At 36.6% G+C, this 19,503-nt stretch carries 18 protein-coding genes; all 18 read left to right on the top strand.

Annotated elements, in window-relative coordinates; all coding sequences use genetic code 11:
* Positions 1-36 precede the first annotated feature (36 nt).
* Positions 37-1,080, top strand: a complete 1,044-nt coding sequence (locus EDC24_RS04070) for an aspartate-semialdehyde dehydrogenase (protein WP_124219952.1) — start codon at positions 37-39, stop codon at positions 1,078-1,080.
* Between the two features lie 18 nt (positions 1,081-1,098).
* Positions 1,099-2,319 (top strand): aspartate kinase, encoded by a 1,221-nt coding sequence (gene dapG / locus EDC24_RS04065; RefSeq protein WP_124219950.1) that lies wholly within the window; start codon positions 1,099-1,101, stop codon positions 2,317-2,319.
* The gene (gene dapA, locus EDC24_RS04060) at positions 2,320-3,189 is read left to right on the top strand and encodes a 4-hydroxy-tetrahydrodipicolinate synthase (RefSeq protein WP_124219949.1); all 870 of its coding nucleotides are present in this window, start codon (positions 2,320-2,322) and stop codon (positions 3,187-3,189) included.
* A 95-nt stretch (positions 3,190-3,284) separates the two neighbouring features.
* On the top strand, positions 3,285-4,022 hold the full coding sequence (locus tag EDC24_RS04055; protein WP_124219947.1) for a ClpP family protease: 738 nt from the start codon (positions 3,285-3,287) through the stop codon (positions 4,020-4,022).
* A complete protein-coding gene (locus EDC24_RS04050; RefSeq protein ID WP_124219946.1) occupies positions 4,019-4,225 on the top strand; it encodes a YlzJ-like family protein in 207 nt (68 codons plus the stop codon). The genes EDC24_RS04055 and EDC24_RS04050 overlap by 4 nt, the downstream gene beginning before the upstream one ends.
* Positions 4,226-4,317: 92 nt before the next feature.
* Positions 4,318-6,630, top strand: coding sequence for an FtsK/SpoIIIE family DNA translocase (locus EDC24_RS04045; RefSeq protein WP_124219944.1), 2,313 nt, complete (start codon positions 4,318-4,320; stop codon positions 6,628-6,630).
* A gap of 131 nt (positions 6,631-6,761) precedes the next feature.
* Entirely contained in the window at positions 6,762-7,859 is a 1,098-nt protein-coding gene (locus tag EDC24_RS04040) for a BMP family lipoprotein (protein WP_170158457.1), read from the top strand.
* A 183-nt stretch (positions 7,860-8,042) separates the two neighbouring features.
* The gene (locus EDC24_RS04035) at positions 8,043-9,569 is read left to right on the top strand and encodes an ABC transporter ATP-binding protein (protein ID WP_124219941.1); all 1,527 of its coding nucleotides are present in this window, start codon (positions 8,043-8,045) and stop codon (positions 9,567-9,569) included.
* Complete coding sequence (locus EDC24_RS04030; protein WP_124219939.1) at positions 9,570-10,652, top strand: ABC transporter permease; 1,083 nt, start codon at positions 9,570-9,572, stop codon at positions 10,650-10,652.
* Positions 10,649-11,614 (top strand): ABC transporter permease, encoded by a 966-nt coding sequence (locus tag EDC24_RS04025; RefSeq protein WP_211342333.1) that lies wholly within the window; start codon positions 10,649-10,651, stop codon positions 11,612-11,614. The genes EDC24_RS04030 and EDC24_RS04025 overlap by 4 nt, the downstream gene beginning before the upstream one ends.
* 376 nt (positions 11,615-11,990) lie before the next feature.
* Entirely contained in the window at positions 11,991-13,283 is a 1,293-nt protein-coding gene (yfmF, locus tag EDC24_RS04020) for an EF-P 5-aminopentanol modification-associated protein YfmF (protein WP_124219937.1), read from the top strand.
* Positions 13,276-14,568: an EF-P 5-aminopentanol modification-associated protein YfmH gene (gene yfmH, locus EDC24_RS04015; protein ID WP_124219936.1), complete on the top strand. Its 1,293-nt coding sequence runs from the start codon at positions 13,276-13,278 to the stop codon at positions 14,566-14,568. Before yfmF ends, yfmH begins: the two co-directional genes overlap by 8 nt.
* Complete coding sequence (gene ymfI / locus EDC24_RS04010; protein ID WP_124219934.1) at positions 14,569-15,294, top strand: elongation factor P 5-aminopentanone reductase; 726 nt, start codon at positions 14,569-14,571, stop codon at positions 15,292-15,294.
* 67 nt (positions 15,295-15,361) lie between these two features.
* On the top strand, positions 15,362-15,622 hold the full coding sequence (locus tag EDC24_RS04005) for a DUF3243 domain-containing protein (RefSeq protein ID WP_124219932.1): 261 nt from the start codon (positions 15,362-15,364) through the stop codon (positions 15,620-15,622).
* 148 nt (positions 15,623-15,770) lie between these two features.
* Complete coding sequence (locus EDC24_RS04000) at positions 15,771-16,565, top strand: DUF3388 domain-containing protein (protein WP_124219931.1); 795 nt, start codon at positions 15,771-15,773, stop codon at positions 16,563-16,565.
* Between the two features lie 20 nt (positions 16,566-16,585).
* Entirely contained in the window at positions 16,586-17,488 is a 903-nt protein-coding gene (locus EDC24_RS03995; RefSeq protein ID WP_124219929.1) for a helix-turn-helix domain-containing protein, read from the top strand.
* 84 nt (positions 17,489-17,572) lie between these two features.
* Positions 17,573-18,151, top strand: a complete 579-nt coding sequence (gene pgsA, locus EDC24_RS03990; RefSeq protein ID WP_124219928.1) for a CDP-diacylglycerol--glycerol-3-phosphate 3-phosphatidyltransferase — start codon at positions 17,573-17,575, stop codon at positions 18,149-18,151.
* Complete coding sequence (locus EDC24_RS03985; protein WP_124219926.1) at positions 18,148-19,404, top strand: competence/damage-inducible protein A; 1,257 nt, start codon at positions 18,148-18,150, stop codon at positions 19,402-19,404. The genes pgsA and EDC24_RS03985 overlap by 4 nt, the downstream gene beginning before the upstream one ends.
* Positions 19,405-19,503: the final 99 nt, after the last annotated feature.

Here is a 19,503-nt window from a genome sequence, read left to right as displayed (position 1 = left end):
GACGATAAAGAAAAACGAGAAGGGAGAAAATTCAATATGGTAAATCACAAACAATACCACGTAGCAGTAGTCGGCGTAACAGGAGCAGTCGGGCAGAAAATGTTAGAAATGCTTGATAGTATCGACTTTCCTGTTGAAAAGTTATATCCACTGGCTTCTAAGAGGTCAGCGGGGAAAAAGGTGACTTTTAAAGGGGAAGAAGTTGAAATATTAGAAGCGAAACCAGAAGCTTTTGAAGGCGTAGATATAGCTTTATTCTCAGCAGGAGGTTCAGTATCTAAACAACTAGCACACGAAGCAGTTAATCGCGGAGCTGTAGTAATTGATAATACAAGTGCGTTTAGAATGGATCCTGATGTACCGTTAGTTGTTCCAGAGGTTAACCCAGAAGACATTCAAAAACATAATGGTATTATCGCTAATCCTAACTGTTCTACAATCCAAATGGTCGTTGCCTTAGAACCTATTCGAAAGAAATTTGGTTTAGGTCGTGTCATCGTATCGACTTATCAATCGGTTTCGGGGTCTGGTAATGATGCTGTTGAGGAATTAAAAGATCAATCTAAAGCATTATTAAATGGAGAAGAGCCAGAGACCAATATTTTACCAGTAAAATCTGAGCCTAAACATTTTCCTATAGCCTTTAATGCACTACCTCAGATTGATGTATTTGAAGATAATCACTATACATTTGAAGAAATGAAAATGATTAATGAAACGAAAAAAATCATGAATTATCCAGAGTTAAAAGTAGCAGCGACTTGTGTTCGTTTGCCATTCTTTTATTCACATGCTGAGAGTGTCTATGTTGAAATCGATCGAGATGACGTATCAATTGAAGATTTACAAAACGCTCTTAATGATCAAGATGGGCTAGTTTTAGAAGATGATATTACTCAACAAGTATACCCTACACCTTTATCGTCAGAAGGCAAAAAAGACGTTTTTGTTGGTCGAATTCGTAAAGATTTGGATGTATCGAGTGGATTCCATTTCTGGGTTGTGTCTGACAACTTATTAAAAGGAGCTGCTTGGAACTCCGTGCAAATTGCACAAAAGTTAATACAGCAAGAACAATAAACATCATAGGGGTGTGAAATGACAGTAATTGTACAGAAGTTTGGTGGAACATCTGTAAGAGATACGAACACGAGACAACATGCCATCAAACATGTGATCGATGCTGTTTCACAAGGTCATCAAGTTATTGTAGTTGTCTCGGCAATGGGACGAAAGGGAGAACCTTATGCAACGGATAGCTTGCTTCAGTTAGTCAACTATCCCGAGCATAAGGTCACTTCACGTGAACTAGATTCACTCTTGTCATGTGGGGAGATTATTTCATCTGTTGTATTTGCTAATGAACTTATACAACAAAAGGTTAAAGCCACTGCTATTACAGGGGCTCATGCTGGAATTCGTACAACAAGTGAATTTACAGATGCTCGAATTGATAAAATTAGTACCGATTTACTTCATTCTCTGTTTAAGTCTAATCAAGTAATTGTTGTTGCAGGCTTTCAAGGCCAGGACAGATTTGGCCACATCACAACATTAGGTCGTGGTGGTTCTGATACCTCTGCAGTAGCTCTTGGTGCAGCCATGAACGCTGAGTTTGTTGATATTTTCACTGATGTTGACGGAATTAAAACCGCAGACCCGGTGTTAGTTCAACATGCTGAAACCTTGAAGGCAATGACGTATACTGAAATCGTACATTTAGCTTACCAAGGCTCAAAAGTCATACATCCTCGTGCAGTGGAAATTGCAATGCAAGAAAAAATCCCCATTCGAGTTAGATCTACTTATACAGAGGATAAAGGCACATTAGTTACTTCCAAAGTAGAAAATACGATAGACCAAATGATTCAAGAACGATTAGTGACTGGAATAGCTCAAGTTTCTGGGCTAATACAAGTGAATATACACGCAAATGATTCCTTAATTGAATTACATGACCAAGTTTTTAAACATTTAGCAGACGCTAAAATATCTGTTGACTTTTTTAACATTTCTTCACAAGGGATCACATTTACAATACCAAAAGACACTTGGACTTTAACGCGTTCCATTGTTGAATCACTAAAATTAAAGTATACGCTTGAGGATGATTGCGCTAAAGTGTCGACCGTTGGGGCAGGAATCCAAGGTGTGCCTGGTGTTGCATCTAGAATAGTATCTGCTTTAGCTAAGCATAATATACAAATACTACAATCTGCAGATAGTCATACGACAATCTGGGTATTAATTAAAGAAAAAGATTTAAAAACGGCAGTTAATGCTCTGCACGATAGCTTTATAAGTAAGAAAGGGGTATAAATCATGAATTTTGGGAATGTGTTAACAGCAATGGTGACACCTTTTAATGAACAAAATGAATTAAACTTAGGAAGAACTGAAACGGTAGTTGAACATTTAATCAATAATGGAACAGATGCATTAGTAATTGGTGGAACAACTGGTGAATCACCGACTTTAACTAAAGAAGAGAAATTAACACTCTATAAACATGTGGTTGAAGTTGTTAATGGCAGAATTCCTGTCATTGCTGGTACCGGTAGTAATAATACGCAGGAAACCATTGAATTTACTAAGAAAGTAGAAGAACTTGGCGTAGATGGTGTGTTATTGGTCGCGCCATATTATAATAAACCAAATCAAGAAGGGTTATATCAACACTTTAAAACCATTGCTGAATCGACAAAGTTACCAGCAATGTTATACAACATTCCAGGTCGTACGTCCATTAATATGGATGTCGAAACGACGGTAGCTTTATCTAAAGTCCCAAATATTGTTGCTGTTAAAGAGTCTAGTCAAGATGTTTTTATGATGACAGAGATTGTTGATCAGACAGATGATGACTTCATGTTATACAGTGGTGATGATGGTTTTACATTACCTGCTTTAGCCGTCGGTGGTAATGGGATTGTTTCCGTTTCATCTCATATTTTTGGAAATGAAATGCAGGATATGGTCCAATCATACCTAAAAGGTGAAGTCGATCGCGCAGCTGAAGCACATCAACAGTTACTACCTAAAATGAAAGGGTTCTTCAAAGCGCCATCTCCGGTTCCGATTAAGACAGCTTTAAACCGTATGGGTATTGAGGTTGGCTCAGTTCGTTTACCATTAGTTCCGTTAAACAAAGAAGAAGAACGTCAACTGTATGAAGATATAGGAATGTAATGATACAAGAACTCTGTTCAGTTTAATGAATAGAGTTCTTTTTGTATGAAGAAATAGGGTTTGTAAACACTATTGGAAAAGGTGGTGTTTACAATATGTCAGATGATAAGCAAAAAGATCAACAAGACCAACAGAATGATGAAAATAAGGAAGATTCATCAGATTCTCTAATGAACAAAATTAAGCAATTAGGGCAAACGAATGTTCCGCAAAATCCTGAATCGAACATTCATGTCCTACCCATCATTGGACAGATTGAGGGACATTTACAACTTCCGCAAAAAAATAAAACGACCAAATACGAGCATTTAATCCCTCAAATTGTTGCCATTGAACAAAACCCTAAAATTGAAGGGGTGATTTTATTACTAAATACAGTTGGTGGCGATGTTGAGGCAGGTCTGGCTATTTCAGAAATGATTTCGACGATTTCAAAGCCAACGGTATCGATCGTATTAGGAGGTGGCCACTCCATAGGGGTACCAATAGCAGTATCGGCGAACCATTCGTTTATTACAGAAACAGCTACGATGACCATTCATCCTATTCGGTTAACTGGATTAGTCATCGGTGTACCTCAAACGTTTGAATACCTTGATAAAATGCAAGATCGCGTTATAAACTTCGTTGTTAAAAACTCGAACATCACGGAAGAAGACTTTAAAGAACTTATGTTCGCTAAAGGTAATCTGACACGTGATATCGGAACAAATGTCGTTGGTGATGATGCTGTAGAATGCGGGTTAATTGACAGCGTTGGCGGTGTTAAAGAGGCAATTGAAAAATTAAATGAATTAATAGGTAACGATGATGATGAGCAGGTGGTTCAATGATTTTGTATACGCCATTAGACGTACAGGAAATTTTTGAAGATGAAGACCAAAATGAATATCAATTCGTCTCAGTTAATCATGCAACAGTTAAACTGAAACGTGACCCTGATATTAATGGGTACGAAATTGTTCATATGACCTCCACCGATCCAGCTGATTATTTAAATCAAGATCTACAACCAGGGCGCCAATATTACTTATAAAGACTTATCCAAAAGATTGGATATCTATGGTATAATGAATTCACATCAAAGCAGCCGACATAAGGCTGCTTCCTTATTTTGGGGGGAATATTATGGCTAAACGCAAAAAGAAAAAACAATCAAGACGTAAAAAACGCCATGTTCTGCAATATGAATTATTTGGTCTTTTATTCATTTTAAGTGCCATTTTTTCAAGCGGAATTAGTACCATTGGTGAAGGCTTTATTCCTCATATTTTTGTTACTTTATTTCAATGGTTATTTGGTTTTTGGTATATCGTCATCAGCTTGTTTTTATTTATTTTAGGAATTTATCTTATGTTAAAGCGTAAGTGGCCAATGTTTATGGCGACTAAGTGGATAGGCTTTTACATCTTATTTGCATCCGTATTGTTATTTACACATGTTCAAATATTTGATTCAATCATTACGCAATATGATCAAAACATATTCGGTTTAACATGGGATTATTATGAAGCTTATCAAGATGGAGCTATTACATATGAGAATATCGGGGCAGGTATGGTTGGTGCAACACTGTTTGCATTAAGCTACTATCTTTTATCTTCTGCAGGAGCAAAAGTGTTAGCGATCTTTGGCTTTTTAATCGGATTTATGCTTCTGACTGAACGATCCATTTCAGATGCTTTAAAGAATCTAATTAACCGAGTTCGAACGATGGCTCAAAACGTTGTACAAAAGTTCAAAGAACGTAGAGCAGCTCGTTTAGAAGCACAAGAACAATCAGATGAGCCAGAGACAACTTATAGTATTGAAGCGAATGAAATTAAACAGGATGACCATAATCCTGTTATAGAAGATTTTCAAGAAAATAAAAGCACTCCTTCTACAGATGAGATAGAAACAAATGAACTTGAAACGAAGCAATGGACAGACACCTTAGAAAATGAGGATACAGTGGAGCAAGGAACCAATGATGAGTCCTTAGAGGACCTACCAATGACTGAGGTAGAAAACGAGTCTTATAAACTACCATCCTTACAAATATTAAATAATCCTGTTGCACATTCACAACAGCAAGAAAAGTCACAGATTCAATCAACCGTGCAAAAACTTGAAAAAACGTTTCAAAGCTTTGGTGTTAAAGCCAAAGTAACTAAAGTCCATGTAGGACCTGCTGTAACGAAGTATGAAGTTTATCCTGATGTTGGTGTTAAGGTAAGTAAAATTGTTAATTTACACGATGATTTAGCACTCGCCTTAGCCGCAAAAGATATTCGAATTGAAGCACCCATCCCGGGTAAATCAGCTATAGGTATTGAAGTGCCAAATACGGAAGTAGCTCAGGTAACGTTACGAGAAGTTATGCAACATTCACAAAATAATCCGTCTAAACTCTTATTTGGTTTAGGACGAGATATCGCTGGTGAAGCTATTACAGCTGAGCTGAATAAAATGCCTCACATGCTCATTGCTGGTGCGACAGGCAGTGGTAAGAGTGTTTGTGTCAACGGCATTATTACAAGTATTTTATTAAGAGCAAAACCTCATGAAGTTAAGATGATGATGATTGACCCGAAAAAAGTAGAATTAAATGTTTATAATGGGATTCCACACTTGTTAGCGCCAGTTGTAACTGATCCTAAGAAGGCATCTCAAGCACTTAAGAAAATAGTTTCAGAGATGGAAAGGCGTTATGACTTATTCTCAGAGACTGGAACACGTAATATTGAAGGTTATAATGAGTACGTCAATAAAGTTAATGAACGTGATGGTGAGAACCACCCTCATTTACCTTATGTCGTTGTGTTAATTGATGAGTTAGCTGATTTAATGATGGTAGCATCGAATGAAGTAGAGGACTCAATTACGAGATTAGCACAGATGGCTCGAGCTGCTGGTATACATTTAATTATTGCAACACAAAGACCGTCAGTAGATGTTATTACTGGTGTTATTAAAGCGAATATTCCATCTCGTATTGCGTTCAGTGTATCTTCTCAGACGGATTCAAGAACGATATTAGATGGTGGAGGGGCTGAAAAATTATTAGGTAAAGGGGACATGCTCTTTTTACCAGTTGGAGCCTCAAAACCTACACGTATCCAGGGTGCTTTCTTATCAGATGATGAAGTGGAAAGTATTGTTGACTTCTGTGTTGAGCAACAAAAAGCACAATATCAAGAAGAGATGATCCCAGATGAGGTTAGTGAAGTTACAAATGATGTTGATGATGATTTGTATGAAGATGCTGTTCAATTGATTGTTCAAATGCAAAGCGCGAGTGTATCCATGCTTCAACGTAAGTTTAGAATTGGTTACACAAGGGCTGCTAGATTAATAGACGCTATGGAAGAGCGAGGGATTGTAGGCCCTTATGAAGGGAGCAAACCGAGAAAAGTTTTAGTTAGTCAATATGAAGAAGAACAGACGTCAAGTTCATAAAATTTAAAATTATTTTTATCTTTTATTTTCTAGGACTTCCGTGGTATAGTAATTGAGGAGGTAATAGAATTGTGACAATTAACACAATTGCTATTACTTCCTCAATTTTTTAATTTTAAGGGGGAATTACAGTGAATAAGCGTTTTGCATTTTTAACTATTTTGTTATCGCTTTCACTTGTATTAGCTGCTTGTGGTTCAGGTGGCAGTGAATCTGGATCTAATCAAGACTGTGAGCCAGACAGCAATTTTGTAAAAGCAGGAATTGTAACAGATGAGGGCGGCGTTGACGATAAGTCATTTAACCAGTCCGCTTGGGAAGGCCTTCAAGCATATGGTGATGAACATTGCTTAGAAAAAGGTGAGCACTTCGACTATGCTCAATCTAATTCAGACACTGAATATGATTCTAATCTAACTCGCCTTACTCAATCAGATTACGAATTAGTATTCGGGATCGGTTATAAATTAACTGAAGCGATTGAAAAAGTAGCGGAGCAAAATCCAGATACAAAGTACGCTTTAGTTGATGAAGTAGCAGAAGGAGATAACATTGCTAGCATTACTTTTAAAGAGCATCAAGGTTCATTCTTAGTTGGTGTAGCCGCTGCCTTGAAAACTGAAACAGGAAAAGTTGGATTTGTCGGTGGCATGGATAGTCCATTAATCAATAAGTTTGAAGTTGGTTATATTGCAGGTGTTAAATCGATAGACCCTTCCATCGAAATTGATGTTCGTTACGCTGAGACATTCTCAGATGCCGGAAAAGGCCGACAAATTGCAAACAGTATGTACAACAGTGATGCTGATGTAATTTACCATGCTGCAGGTGGTGCTGGTAACGGTGTGTTCAACGAAGCAAAAGACATTAAAAACAATAATCCAGACCGTGATGTTTGGGTAATTGGTGTTGATCGTGACCAGTATGAAGAGGGAGCTTTAGAAGTAGATGATACAGAGTACAATGTAACTTTAACTTCTATGGTTAAACGTGTTGATATTTCGGTACAAGACGTGATCGAACGTACAATGGATGGCGAATTTCCAGCGGGTGAAACATTAGAATACGGTTTATCCGACAACGGTATTAGTGCAGCAGACACTAATGAAGAAGCATATACAGAAGATATTAAATCAGAAGTTGAAGATTGGAAAGAACAAATCCAAAACGGAGATATCGATGTTCCATCTACACACGATGAATTAGATGAGTTTCTAGAGAACTTATAATAGTTGAAACCAAACAGAAAAGGCTCTCGTTAGCCTTTTCTGTTTTATACATATCATTAAAATTGGTGAAATAAGATGTTTCTAATGGAGACATTTTATTTGATTATTTTTAATCACTCGGTACATGTTTACTAGGTTAAACAGTTCCGAGAACCTATACATAATGGACGAGGGGTGAGAAGAATGGACTATGTTATAGAAATGCTTGACATAAGAAAAGAGTTCCCTGGGGTTGTAGCGAACAACAATATAAATTTGCAAGTTCAACAAGGGGAGATACATGCTTTGCTCGGGGAAAATGGTGCCGGTAAATCAACTTTAATGAACGTATTATTTGGCATCTACCAAGCTGAAAAAGGAAAGATTCGAGTGAAAGGTCAAGATGTGAATATTACAAGTCCAAATGTTGCTAATGATTTAGGTATCGGAATGGTGCACCAACACTTTATGTTAGTTGATACTTTTACTGTAACAGAAAATATTGTATTAGGTTCAGAGCCAACTAAAGGCTTGAAAGTTAATATAGAGGATGCAGCTAAAGACATCAAGAAAATTTCCGATCAATATGGACTTAAGGTAGATCCGTATGCATTAGTGCGAGATATATCCGTAGGAATGCAACAGCGTGTTGAAATTTTAAAAATGCTTTATAGAGAAGCAGACATTTTGATTTTAGATGAACCAACAGCTGTTTTAACACCACAGGAAATTGAAGAGCTAATGGAGATTATGAGATCTCTAGTAAAAGAGGGTAAATCTATAATTTTAATTACCCATAAGTTAAAAGAAATCATGTCTGTTGCAGATCGTTGTACTGTAATTAGACGTGGTGAAGGTGTAGGAACGGTAAGTGTTAATGAGACATCAACAAATGAATTAGCTTCGATGATGGTTGGTAGAGAAGTTAGTTTCAAGACGGATAAAAAAGAAAGTCAGCCTAAAGACCTTGTACTAGATATTCAAAACTTAATCGTAACTGACCAACGTGAAGTTGAAATGGTTAAAGGGTTAGACTTAGAAGTGAGACAAGGTGAAATTGTCGGTATTGCAGGTGTTGACGGAAACGGACAGTCAGAGTTAGTAGAAGCAATCACAGGTCTTAGAAAGCCAAAAGATGGCCAGATTCTATTAAACAATGAATCTATAACTTATTTAAATCCTAGAGATGTCTATGAAAAAGGGCTTGCTCATATTCCGCAGGATCGTCATAAATTCGGTTTAGTTTTGGATTACCCAGTTGCTGAAAATATGGTTCTTCAAACGTACTATAAGAAACCGTTTTCGTCAGGTTGGTCGTTAAACTTTAAAGAAATTTACCAGTATGCAAGGAAAATTATTGATGAATATGACGTCAGAACGCCGAGTGAATCAACATTAGCACGATCGTTATCTGGTGGTAATCAGCAAAAAGCAATCGTTGGTCGAGAAATTGACCGTTCACCTGATTTGCTAATTGCGTCTCAACCAACGCGTGGGTTAGATGTTGGCGCGATTGAATTTATTCACAAAAAATTAATCGAAGAACGAGATCAAAATCGAGCAGTTTTGCTTGTATCATTTGAATTGGACGAAATCCGGAATTTAAGTGACAGGATTGCAGTTATTTACGAAGGTAAAATTGTAGCAAATGTTAAACCAGATGAAGTAACTGAAGAAGAATTAGGTCTACTAATGGCAGGCAGTAACATCGAGAAAGTGGGTGAGTCATAAATGAATTTACAAAAACTATCAGGTGCTTGGATTCCGATCGTATCCATTATTTTTGGGTTATTAGCTGGTGCCATTATCATGCTTATTTTTGGTTATAACCCCATTGCTGGATACATTGCACTTATTGAAGGAGCGTTTGGCAACTCTTATTTCACTGGTCAAACCATCTTATTAACTACACCTTATATATTATCAGGTCTGGCAGTTGCTTTTGCATTTAGAACAGGTCTATTGAATATTGGTGTTGAAGGACAAGTATTAGTCGGGTGGCTGGCTTCAGTTACAGTTGGTTTACTGTTTGACTTTCCTATGATCATACATTTACCATTAGCCATTTTGGCTGCAATTATAGCTGGCGGATTATGGGGCTTTATACCGGGGTATTTTAAAGCAAGATTTCATGTTCACGAAGTTATTGTAACGATTATGATGAACTATATAGCATTGTATTCAACCAATGCTATTGTTCGTAATGTTTTAACAGATGGTAGCGACAGAACAGAATATATCTCAGATTCTGCTTCTTTAAAGGCTTCTTGGTTAAGTAATTTAATGCCTAACTCAAATGTTCATACGGGTATATTTTTAGCGATTGTTGCTGCCTTATTCTTTTGGTATTTTATTGAAAAAACAAAGTATGGCTATGAGTTGAAGGCAGTAGGGTTTAATCCTCACGCCTCACAGTATGCAGGTATGAGCGTTAAACGAAACATTATATTATCCATGACGATCTCAGGTGGTTTTGCCGGTTTAGCTGGTGCTATGGAAGGGATCGGAAACTTTGGCTACATGTCTTTAAATAATGGGTTTACGAATATTGGTTTTGATGGTATCGCTATTGCACTATTAGGTGGAAATGTCGCGTTTGGAGTTGTATTAGCCGCTGGATTATTCGGTTTCTTAAAAGTGGGAGCACTCAATATGCCACTAAGTGCTGGAGTTCCAAATGAATTAGTTGATATCATCACAGCGCTTATTATTTTCTTTGTGGCTGCAAGTTATATGATTATTCTTCTTAGAGATCGTTTAAAAACGCTATATCAACGCATCAAAAATAAATTAAAAGGAGGGGGTCGCTCATGAGTGCAATTATCGATGTGTTACAGTCTATTATTCCATCTGCGTTTCTGTTTGCAACCCCTCTTATTTTCACGGCGTTAGGTGGCGTATTTAGTGAACGCTCAGGGATTATTAATATCGGGTTAGAAGGCCTGATGATCATGGGTGCCTTCCTCGGAGTTGTAATTAACCTTGAACTTTATCCGATACTAGGAAGTACTTTAACGCCTTGGGTATCCATTATTATAGCTGCTATTATCGGTTCTCTTTTTGCAAGTCTTCATGCAATTGCGACGGTAACCTTTAGAGCTGACCAAGTTGTAAGTGGTGTTGCCATTAACTTCTTAGCATTAGGAATCGGTCTGTTTATGATTAAACAATTGTATGGGAAAGGTCAAACGGACATGGTCCAAGGGATGCTTCGCTCAACAGACATTCCTATACTAAGTGATATCCCATTAATTGGTCCGATCTTTTTTGAAAATACGTATTATACTAACTGGATAGCTGTTATTTTGGCGTTTGTCGTTTGGTATATCATTTTTAAAACACCTTTTGGTCTGCGTTTACGTTCTGTTGGTGAGCACCCATTTGCAGCAGACTCAGTTGGGATCAATGTTAACCGTATGAGATATATTGCTGTTATGTTATCTGGGTTCTTTGGAGGAGCTGGTGGTGCAATTTTTGCATTAACGTTCGCTGGCAACTTCTATATGGGAACCATTAATGGCCAAGGATTTATAGCTTTAGCGGCTGTTGTTTTTGGTAAATGGCATCCGTTAGGTGCTTTGGGTGCAGCTGTATTCTTTGGTGTTGCTCAAAGTTTAAGTGTAATAGGTGGAGGTATTCCACTTCTTGATAGCATTCCATCCGTCTATTTACAAATTGCACCTTACGTTTTAACCATACTAGCATTAGTTGGATTAGTAGGACGTGCGGACGCTCCCAAGGCGTTAGGTACACCATTTGTCAAAGGTTCAAGATAATTGGTATTGAGAGACTGTGACAAAAGGTAGATGAAAAATGTAAAATAAGAATAATATTCTGGAATACTGGTTTTCAGCGTAGTCAAAAAGTGCAGACTCCAGCAGGAACAGCACGAGCTGAAAATCACGCAAAACTCACGGTAGTGAGTTTTGGGAAGTTGAAGCCGTGCCTGCGGAAAGCGGAGCTTTTTGACGGAGCGGTGTTAGAAAGGTCGTACAATGATTAAAATGACTTTTTGTACGGCCTTTATTTACTTTTAAACGTTTGCTCCAGTCTAAATTGGTATTAAATCCCCTTTTTTTGAAAGGGGATTTTTCGTATTTAATGGAAATTTAGGGTAGAATATAAGAAGGAGTGTTCTAAAGGAGGTATAATATGCAGAAGTTAACCCATAATGAATATTCAAATGATGAGTACAATCTTCATTTAATTCAAACCAAAAAGTTTAAGACAAATACGGTTGCTCTTAAGTTCGCTAGACCGCTTGAAAGAGATCATATTACAAAACGAGCATTGCTACCATTTGTTTTACAAAAAGGAACTAATGAGTATCCATCGGAGAAAGAACTAAGACTGAAATTAGATGAACTATACGGTGCTAAGTTCTCTATAAACTCAGGTAAAAAAGGTGAAAATCACGTCATTACATTCGTGTTAGACTTCGCCAATGAAAAATTTATACCAGAGGCAAGTCAGCTCGTTCATGACTGTTTATCTTTTCTTTATGAGGTAGCTATGAACCCTAAAAGTAACGGTCAGGCTTTTGATGAAAAAATTGTCACTAAAGAAAAGGAAACCTTAACGAACAAAATCAAATCAATTGTCGATGAAAAAATGCAGTATGCTAATATGCGATTAATTGACGAGATGTGTGAAGGTGAGAAGTACAGTATTCACGCTCACGGCTATTTAGAAGATATGGACGATATAAATGCTGAGAATCTATATGGAACTTATCAACAAATGGTCAATGAAGATGCTTTAGACATCTTTTTCGTAGGTGATTTTGATGAAGGTGATGTAAAACCTGTCATTGAGGATGTATTCCAATTTAACCGAAAACCAAACGTTGAAGTGACAAAATCTGAACCTAAATTACCTGATAAAGTTGAGACTGTCTCTGAAAAACAAAAATTACAACAAGCAAAGCTTCATTTAGGTTATCGCACTGGGATTACATATGGTGATCCTGAATACCGATCATTACAAGTGTTTAATGGTATATTTGGTTCTTTTCCACACTCGAAGTTGTTCTTAAATGTACGAGAAAAACATTCATTAGCTTATTATGCAGCATCAAGAATTGAAAGTAATAAAGGGTTAATGCTTGTGTTTAGTGGTATTGCGCCAGAAAAATACGATCAGGCAAAAGAAATTATTATGAAACAACATGAAGATATTAAAAACGGTAACATTACGGACGATGAATTAGAACAGACGAAAAAAGCTATTACGCACCAGCTAAAAGAAACGATTGACCGAGCCGGTGGAATTGTTGAATATTTTTATCAACAAATTGTCTCAGGAAAAACTGAGGATATAGAAGATACGTTTAAGGAAATAGAAAACAAGACAAAAGACGATGTCATTAAAGTAGCTAATCAAGTCAAATTGGATACTATCTACTTCCTAACTGCAGAAGATCATGGAGGTGAAGACAATGAATAAAATCGAAATCCCTCGTATTAATGAATCAATGTACCATAAGCAATTAGAAAATGGATTAGATGTCTTTTTATATCCAAAACCAGAAGTCGAAAAGACGTTTGCTATTTTTTCTACGAAATATGGCTCAATTGATCAGACGTTTACACCAATTGGCGAAACTGAAAAAGTATCAGTCCCAGATGGCATTGCCCACTTTTTAGAGCACAAAATGTTTGAAAAAGAAGACGGTGATGTGTTCCAGCACTTTTCAGAACGTGGTGCATCTGCTAATGCATTTACATCATTTACTCAAACGGCTTATTTATTTTCAAGCACAACCGCTGAAGAACAAAACGTAGAAACCTTGCTAAACTTTGTTCAGGATCCTTACTTTACTGAAGAGACTGTCGAAAAAGAAAAAGGAATCATTGAACAAGAGATTAAAATGTATGATGACCAAGCAGATTGGCGCTTATTTTTTGGCACAATCGGATCACTTTATGAAAATCATCCAGTAAGAATTGATATCGCTGGAACTGTTGACTCTATTTATGACATTACGCATGAAGATTTATATACGTGCTATCATACGTTTTATCACCCATCTAATATGTCCATGTTCGTTATTGGAAATTTTGATCATGAGAAGATGTTTGATCTCATTCAGCAAAACCAAAATGAGAAAAACTTTAAAGAACCAAATGGTATTGATCGTTTTTATGGTGATGAAGCGGATACAGTATATAAATCATTAGAAAAAATCTATATGCCTGTTCAAACGCCTAAGTGCATGGTCGCTGTTAAAGAAAAGGCTGATAACTTGGCTCAGGATCAACTGTTAAAAAATGATTTAGTTCGTGATATTTTGATTGATTTATATTTCTCTAAGAGTGGTTCGTACTATGAAGAACTTTATCAGGAAGGTTTAGTTATTGATAAATTGCGGTTAGAACTCTATTTAGAAGAATCTTTTGGTTTCTCTGCGATCGGTGGAAGTACGACTAAACCTCAAGAATTTGGCGAACGAGTAAAAGTAATGCTCTTAAAAATTAAGGATGAGCCAATTGACCAAACCGAGTTTGACCGTGCTAAAAAGAAGAAATATGGCGAGTTAATTCGTGAATTTAATGAACTTGAAGGAACGGCTAACACAATTATTCATTATCATCATTTAGGGATTGACTATCGTGAAGTGTTTGAGTTATTAGAGAATTTAACCCTTGATGAAGTTAATCAAATTATTGATGATTGGATTTCAGAGGATCGAATTTCCATTTGTATGGTATTACCAGAGGATGAACAATAATTGAAAGCAACGAAAAATGTATTAATTATTGGCTCGAGCGGAGAAATAGGGCAGGCTATTGTTAAGGAAATTTCCGAACAAGATTTTCAGTTTGTTCTTCATTACAACCAAAATGTTAAACAGTTAAATCAAACATTAGACTTTTTGAGTGATGAACAGGTGTTAATGACTATACAGTCGGACTTAACAAAAGAGGAAGATATTAACTGTCTGATTGAGAGCATCCCTTTTCACATTGATATTGTTATATTTGCTCAAGGTGAGGCACACTATCAATTATTAATCGATACTGACCCTGTCATGATGGACCGTTTGTATCATATTCATGTGAAGTCAACCATGTTGATTTCAAAAGCATTGATCTCTAGCATGGTAAGGCGTAAGTTCGGTAAAATTATAGTGATCTCATCTATTTGGGGTGAGGTAGGCTCGGCTAATGAAGTCGTTTATTCGACGATGAAAGGCGCACAAATCTCTTTTGTAAAAGCCTTGGCAAAAGAGTTAAGTGCATCGAATATCCATGTAAATGCTATTAGTCCAGGTTATATTGATTCAAAAATGAATCAACATTTAGATGATGAAGAGGAAAAAGACTTTCTGTCGATGATTCCTTTAAAAAGGGCTGGTACATCTAAAGATGTTGCGAAAGGGGTATTGTTTCTTTGTTCAAATGACTCCTCTTATGTCCAAGGACAAGTCATTCGAATTAACGGTGGTCAACTGTAAAATTTATGTATAATGTTTCATCTTCGGCAAAAACTAATTATTGAAAGTACGTAAAGGAGGATGAAACATGTCCGTATTAGATAATTTTGATCAGTGGAAAGACTTCTTAGGCGATCGTTTACATCAAGCAGAAGAAAATGGCGTGCCAAGTGATACGATTAATGAGTTAGCTTATGAAGTTGGTGAACACCTAGCAACTCAAGTTGATGCAAAAAATAACGAAGAGGCAGTGTTACGTGATTTATGGAATGTTGCTTCTGAAGAGGAACGTCATACGATTGCTAATATGATGGTTAAGTTAGTCCAAAATGAAGGCTCTGACCACTAAATGAATTCCCGAAAGATCCTTGGATCTTTCGGGATTTTCATATCATTTACAGTAAAATATTCCAAACATCCTTTTAATATATGTCAAAATAATTTATTATAGTAATAACATTACTCAAAATTCATAAAACTTGGTTGGAGGGCTATAAATGGAAGATCGAAAAGATTGGTATCTCGAATATGAAATTTTACATAACCGACCAGGTTTATTAGGAGATATTTCTTCATTATTGGGCATGTTATCGATTAACATTATAATGATAAATGGTGTTGAAGATGCTCATCGAGGCATGTTATTACTTTGCAAAGAAGATAAACAGATGAAGCGACTTGTTACGATATTAGACACGATGCAAACGATCCAAGTTAAAAAGATCAGACGTCCGAAGTTAAGAGACAAGCTTGCTGTAATGCATGGACGTTACATAAAAAGTGATTCCGATGATAAAAAAACCTTTCGTTTTGTCAGAGACGAGTTAGGTATTCTCGTTGATTTCATGGCAGAATTGTTCAAAAAAGATGGTCATGTGTTAGTAGGGATAAGAGGAATGCCTCGAGTAGGGAAGACTGAGTCTGTTGTTGCTGCAAGCGTCTGCGCAAATAAAAAGTGGTTATTTTTATCAAGTACATTATTAAAACAAACCGTGCGAAGTCAGTTAATAAAGCATGAATATCATAAAGACTATTTGTATATATTAGATGGAATTGTATCTGTTAAACGATCAAGCGATAAACATTGGGGTGTCATACGAGAAGTAATGCAATTACCAGCTGTTAAAGTTATTGAACACCCTGATGTATTTGTTCAGCATTCAGAATATACAATGGAGGATTTTGATTATATAATTGAACTGCGTAATAATAAGGATGAAGAGATTAAATATGATGAAATAAATAAACCTCAGTTTGATGACCAAGACGGGTTTGCGATGTTTGACTTTTAAAAAATTGGACGGTGTTAAACATGGAATTAGGAGAAAGACTCAAAGAAGCTAGATTAGACCAAGAATTAACGTTAGAAGATATACAAAAAGAAACTAAAATTCAGAAGCGCTATTTAGAAGCACTTGAAAGAAATGACTGGTCTACATTACCTGGTACGTTCTATGCTAGAGCGTTTGTTAGGGAATATGCAGAGGCGGTAAATTTAAACCCTGACACTATTTTAGAAGAACACGCCGAAGAATTGCCTTCTTCTGAAAGTCGGCAGTATGAGTATGTAACACCATCACGCTCTAAACGTGAATCAAGTGGGTCTAATCCAGTTTTCAAAGCTTTACCTAAATTATTAACCATTATATTATTAATTGCTATTGCTTTTGCAATTTACTACGCCATCCTTAATTTTATGGATACTAGAGGATCTGATGGTGAGGATGAACAAAATAACGATGAAATCATAACGGCACCTGATGAAAATGAAAATGATGAAGAAGATGCGAATCAAGAGGAAGAGTCGGAAAACCCTGATGAATCTGAGGAAGAGACAGAACCTGAGGAAGAACCGGAACCAGATCCTACATTAGAAGTTAAATCTGTCGATGAAAGCAACTCGCTTACAGTCTATCAAACTTCTAATATGGATGAATTAGTGTTAGAGTTCTCTTCTGATGGTAATAGTTGGCTTGGTGTCATTGGCTTAGGTGAAGATGGTGGAGAAAATCAATACTTCTCAGATTCTGTGACTACTAAAAATTCACCTGTTGAAGAAGCAATCGAAGAGGACCGGGTTCGTTTAAGAGTTGGAAATGCTCCTCAACTAGACATCTCAGTGAACGGTGTACCGCTTGAGTATGAGTTAACACCTGATGCACAACAGGGAGAAAACATTGTCCAGAATATAATTATACAATTAAACAGAGAATAGAATGATGAATCATTTACCAAAAAATCCTTTGCAATCGTCCAAAGTGAGCAAAGGATTTATTCATGACATGATGGAGGATAACAAATGAATATACCTAATAAAATTACAATTTCTCGTATATTTCTTATACCCATATTTATTATATTATTAGTTGCACCTTTTAATTGGAATGTTTATTCAATAGGTGAATATGAACTGCCGCTCGAACATTTAGTTGCTGGTATTTTATTTCTAGTAGCATCATTAACGGATTGGATTGATGGTTATTATGCTAGAAAATATAATTTAGTGACTAATTTAGGGAAATTTCTCGATCCTTTAGCAGATAAACTATTAGTTTCAGCAGCCTTAATTTGTTTAGTAGAACTCGGACTGGCTTCATCATGGCTCGTTATTATTATTATCAGTCGTGAATTTGCTGTAACAGGACTTAGACTCGTGGCGGCAGGAGAAGGAATCGTGCTAGCGGCTAGTCAAATGGGAAAACTTAAAACAACATTACAAATTGGAGCAGCTGGATTTTTATTACTCCATCATTTCCCATTCTCATATATTGGACTTCCGATTGGAACGATTCTGTTATACGCTGCCGCACTTATTACGGTAATTTCAGGTGTTGACTACTTCAAGAAAAACTGGCATGTCATGAGGGATTCTAAATGATTCACGATACGAAGTGTGAGATTATTACGGTTGGAACAGAACTCTTATTAGGGCAAATAGTCGATACGAATTCAGCGTGGCTATCTGAACGATTAGCTTCAGCTGGTATAAATGTATATTTTAAACAGACAGTAGGCGATAATGAACATCGCCTATTTTCTGTGTTTGAAAAGGCTCAATCGAGATCGAACATCATATTCGTCACAGGTGGGTTAGGTCCAACGGATGATGACCTAACGAAGGACGTAGCCGCTAAACTATTTCAAACAAATCTAATGACTCATTCCTCTACCATGGATAAGATCGAAACTTTCTTTAAAAAACGAAACCTCCAAATGACAGAAAATAATCGAAAACAAGCCTTAGGGTTCGAAGGTGGAAAAGTGTTTAAAAATGAGGTTGGCATGGCACCTGGATTGTTTTTTGAACACGATGGCACATGGTGGTTTTTCGTACCAGGCGTGCCAAAGGAAATGAAATATTTGATGAACGAACAAATCATGCCTTATTTAAAGGAACAAGGGGTATTAACTGAACAATTGTACAATCGTGTTCTCAGTTTTCAAGGCATTGGTGAGTCAACTTTAGAAACAGAATTACATGGTTTGATTAGACAACAAACAAATCCAACGATTGCCCCCTTGGCGAAGGATGGCTATGTCACACTTAGATTGACAGCTAAAGCCAAAACAATTAAGGAAGCTAACCAACTATTAGACCCAACAGAAGAAAAAATCATGAATCGAGTAGGTTCGCACTTTATTGGATATGGTCCTGTGTCGTTAGAAGAACAATTAAAAATATTGCTAGAAGAACACAATTTGACCTTAAGTTCATGTGAAAGTGTCACTGGAGGACTTTTTTCATCAACAATGGTTTCTTTAGAAGGCGCATCATCGTTTTTCAATGGCTCAATTGTCTCTTATTCCAATGATGCTAAAGAACAAGTTGTAGGAGTATCTAAAGAAGTTATTACACAACACGGAGCCGTTAGTGAGCCATGTGCTAAACAAATGGCTCATTTAACAAGAGACAAATTACAAAGTGATTTATCGATCAGCTTTACAGGGGTTGCTGGTGATGAGGTTGTTGATGGTCATTCACCGGGAACCGTGTTTATCGGAATAAGCGCAAATGACCATGCGGAAGTTGATTATGTCCAAATTAAGGGTGACCGTCAAACGATTCGAGAAGAAGCTGCAACGGAAGGAATTAAACGTTTAATAAAATTTATAAAAAATTTTATAGCATAAGATAATTGAATTTTTAGGGTTATTTTCGTTAAAAGATTTAATTTTTGACTAAGAAAAGTTCATTTTCTTATCACCTAAAAACAGAACAAATATTCGCTT

Source organism: Aquisalibacillus elongatus (genome assembly GCF_003843875.1).
GTDB classification, from domain to species: Bacteria; Bacillota; Bacilli; order Bacillales; family Alkalibacillaceae; genus Aquisalibacillus; species Aquisalibacillus elongatus.
This window is presented reverse-complemented; position numbering and strand designations above follow the sequence as displayed.

Excerpts from the sequence above, each read along its gene's own strand:
- EDC24_RS04070 (WP_124219952.1), top strand. The coding sequence starts at position 37 with ATGGTAAATCACAAACAATACCACGTAGCAGTAGTCGGCGTAACAGGA.
- dapG (WP_124219950.1), top strand. The coding sequence starts at position 1,099 with ATGACAGTAATTGTACAGAAGTTTGGTGGAACATCTGTAAGAGATACG.
- EDC24_RS04055 (WP_124219947.1), top strand. The coding sequence starts at position 3,285 with ATGTCAGATGATAAGCAAAAAGATCAACAAGACCAACAGAATGATGAA.
- EDC24_RS04050 (WP_124219946.1), top strand. The coding sequence starts at position 4,019 with ATGATTTTGTATACGCCATTAGACGTACAGGAAATTTTTGAAGATGAA.
- EDC24_RS04045 (WP_124219944.1), top strand. The coding sequence starts at position 4,318 with ATGGCTAAACGCAAAAAGAAAAAACAATCAAGACGTAAAAAACGCCAT.
- EDC24_RS04035 (WP_124219941.1), top strand. The coding sequence starts at position 8,043 with ATGGACTATGTTATAGAAATGCTTGACATAAGAAAAGAGTTCCCTGGG.
- EDC24_RS04030 (WP_124219939.1), top strand. The coding sequence starts at position 9,570 with ATGAATTTACAAAAACTATCAGGTGCTTGGATTCCGATCGTATCCATT.
- EDC24_RS04025 (WP_211342333.1), top strand. The coding sequence starts at position 10,649 with ATGAGTGCAATTATCGATGTGTTACAGTCTATTATTCCATCTGCGTTT.
- yfmF (WP_124219937.1), top strand. The coding sequence starts at position 11,991 with ATGCAGAAGTTAACCCATAATGAATATTCAAATGATGAGTACAATCTT.
- yfmH (WP_124219936.1), top strand. The coding sequence starts at position 13,276 with ATGAATAAAATCGAAATCCCTCGTATTAATGAATCAATGTACCATAAG.
- EDC24_RS04005 (WP_124219932.1), top strand. The coding sequence starts at position 15,362 with ATGTCCGTATTAGATAATTTTGATCAGTGGAAAGACTTCTTAGGCGAT.
- EDC24_RS04000 (WP_124219931.1), top strand. The coding sequence starts at position 15,771 with ATGGAAGATCGAAAAGATTGGTATCTCGAATATGAAATTTTACATAAC.
- EDC24_RS03995 (WP_124219929.1), top strand. The coding sequence starts at position 16,586 with ATGGAATTAGGAGAAAGACTCAAAGAAGCTAGATTAGACCAAGAATTA.
- pgsA (WP_124219928.1), top strand. The coding sequence starts at position 17,573 with ATGAATATACCTAATAAAATTACAATTTCTCGTATATTTCTTATACCC.
- EDC24_RS03985 (WP_124219926.1), top strand. The coding sequence starts at position 18,148 with ATGATTCACGATACGAAGTGTGAGATTATTACGGTTGGAACAGAACTC.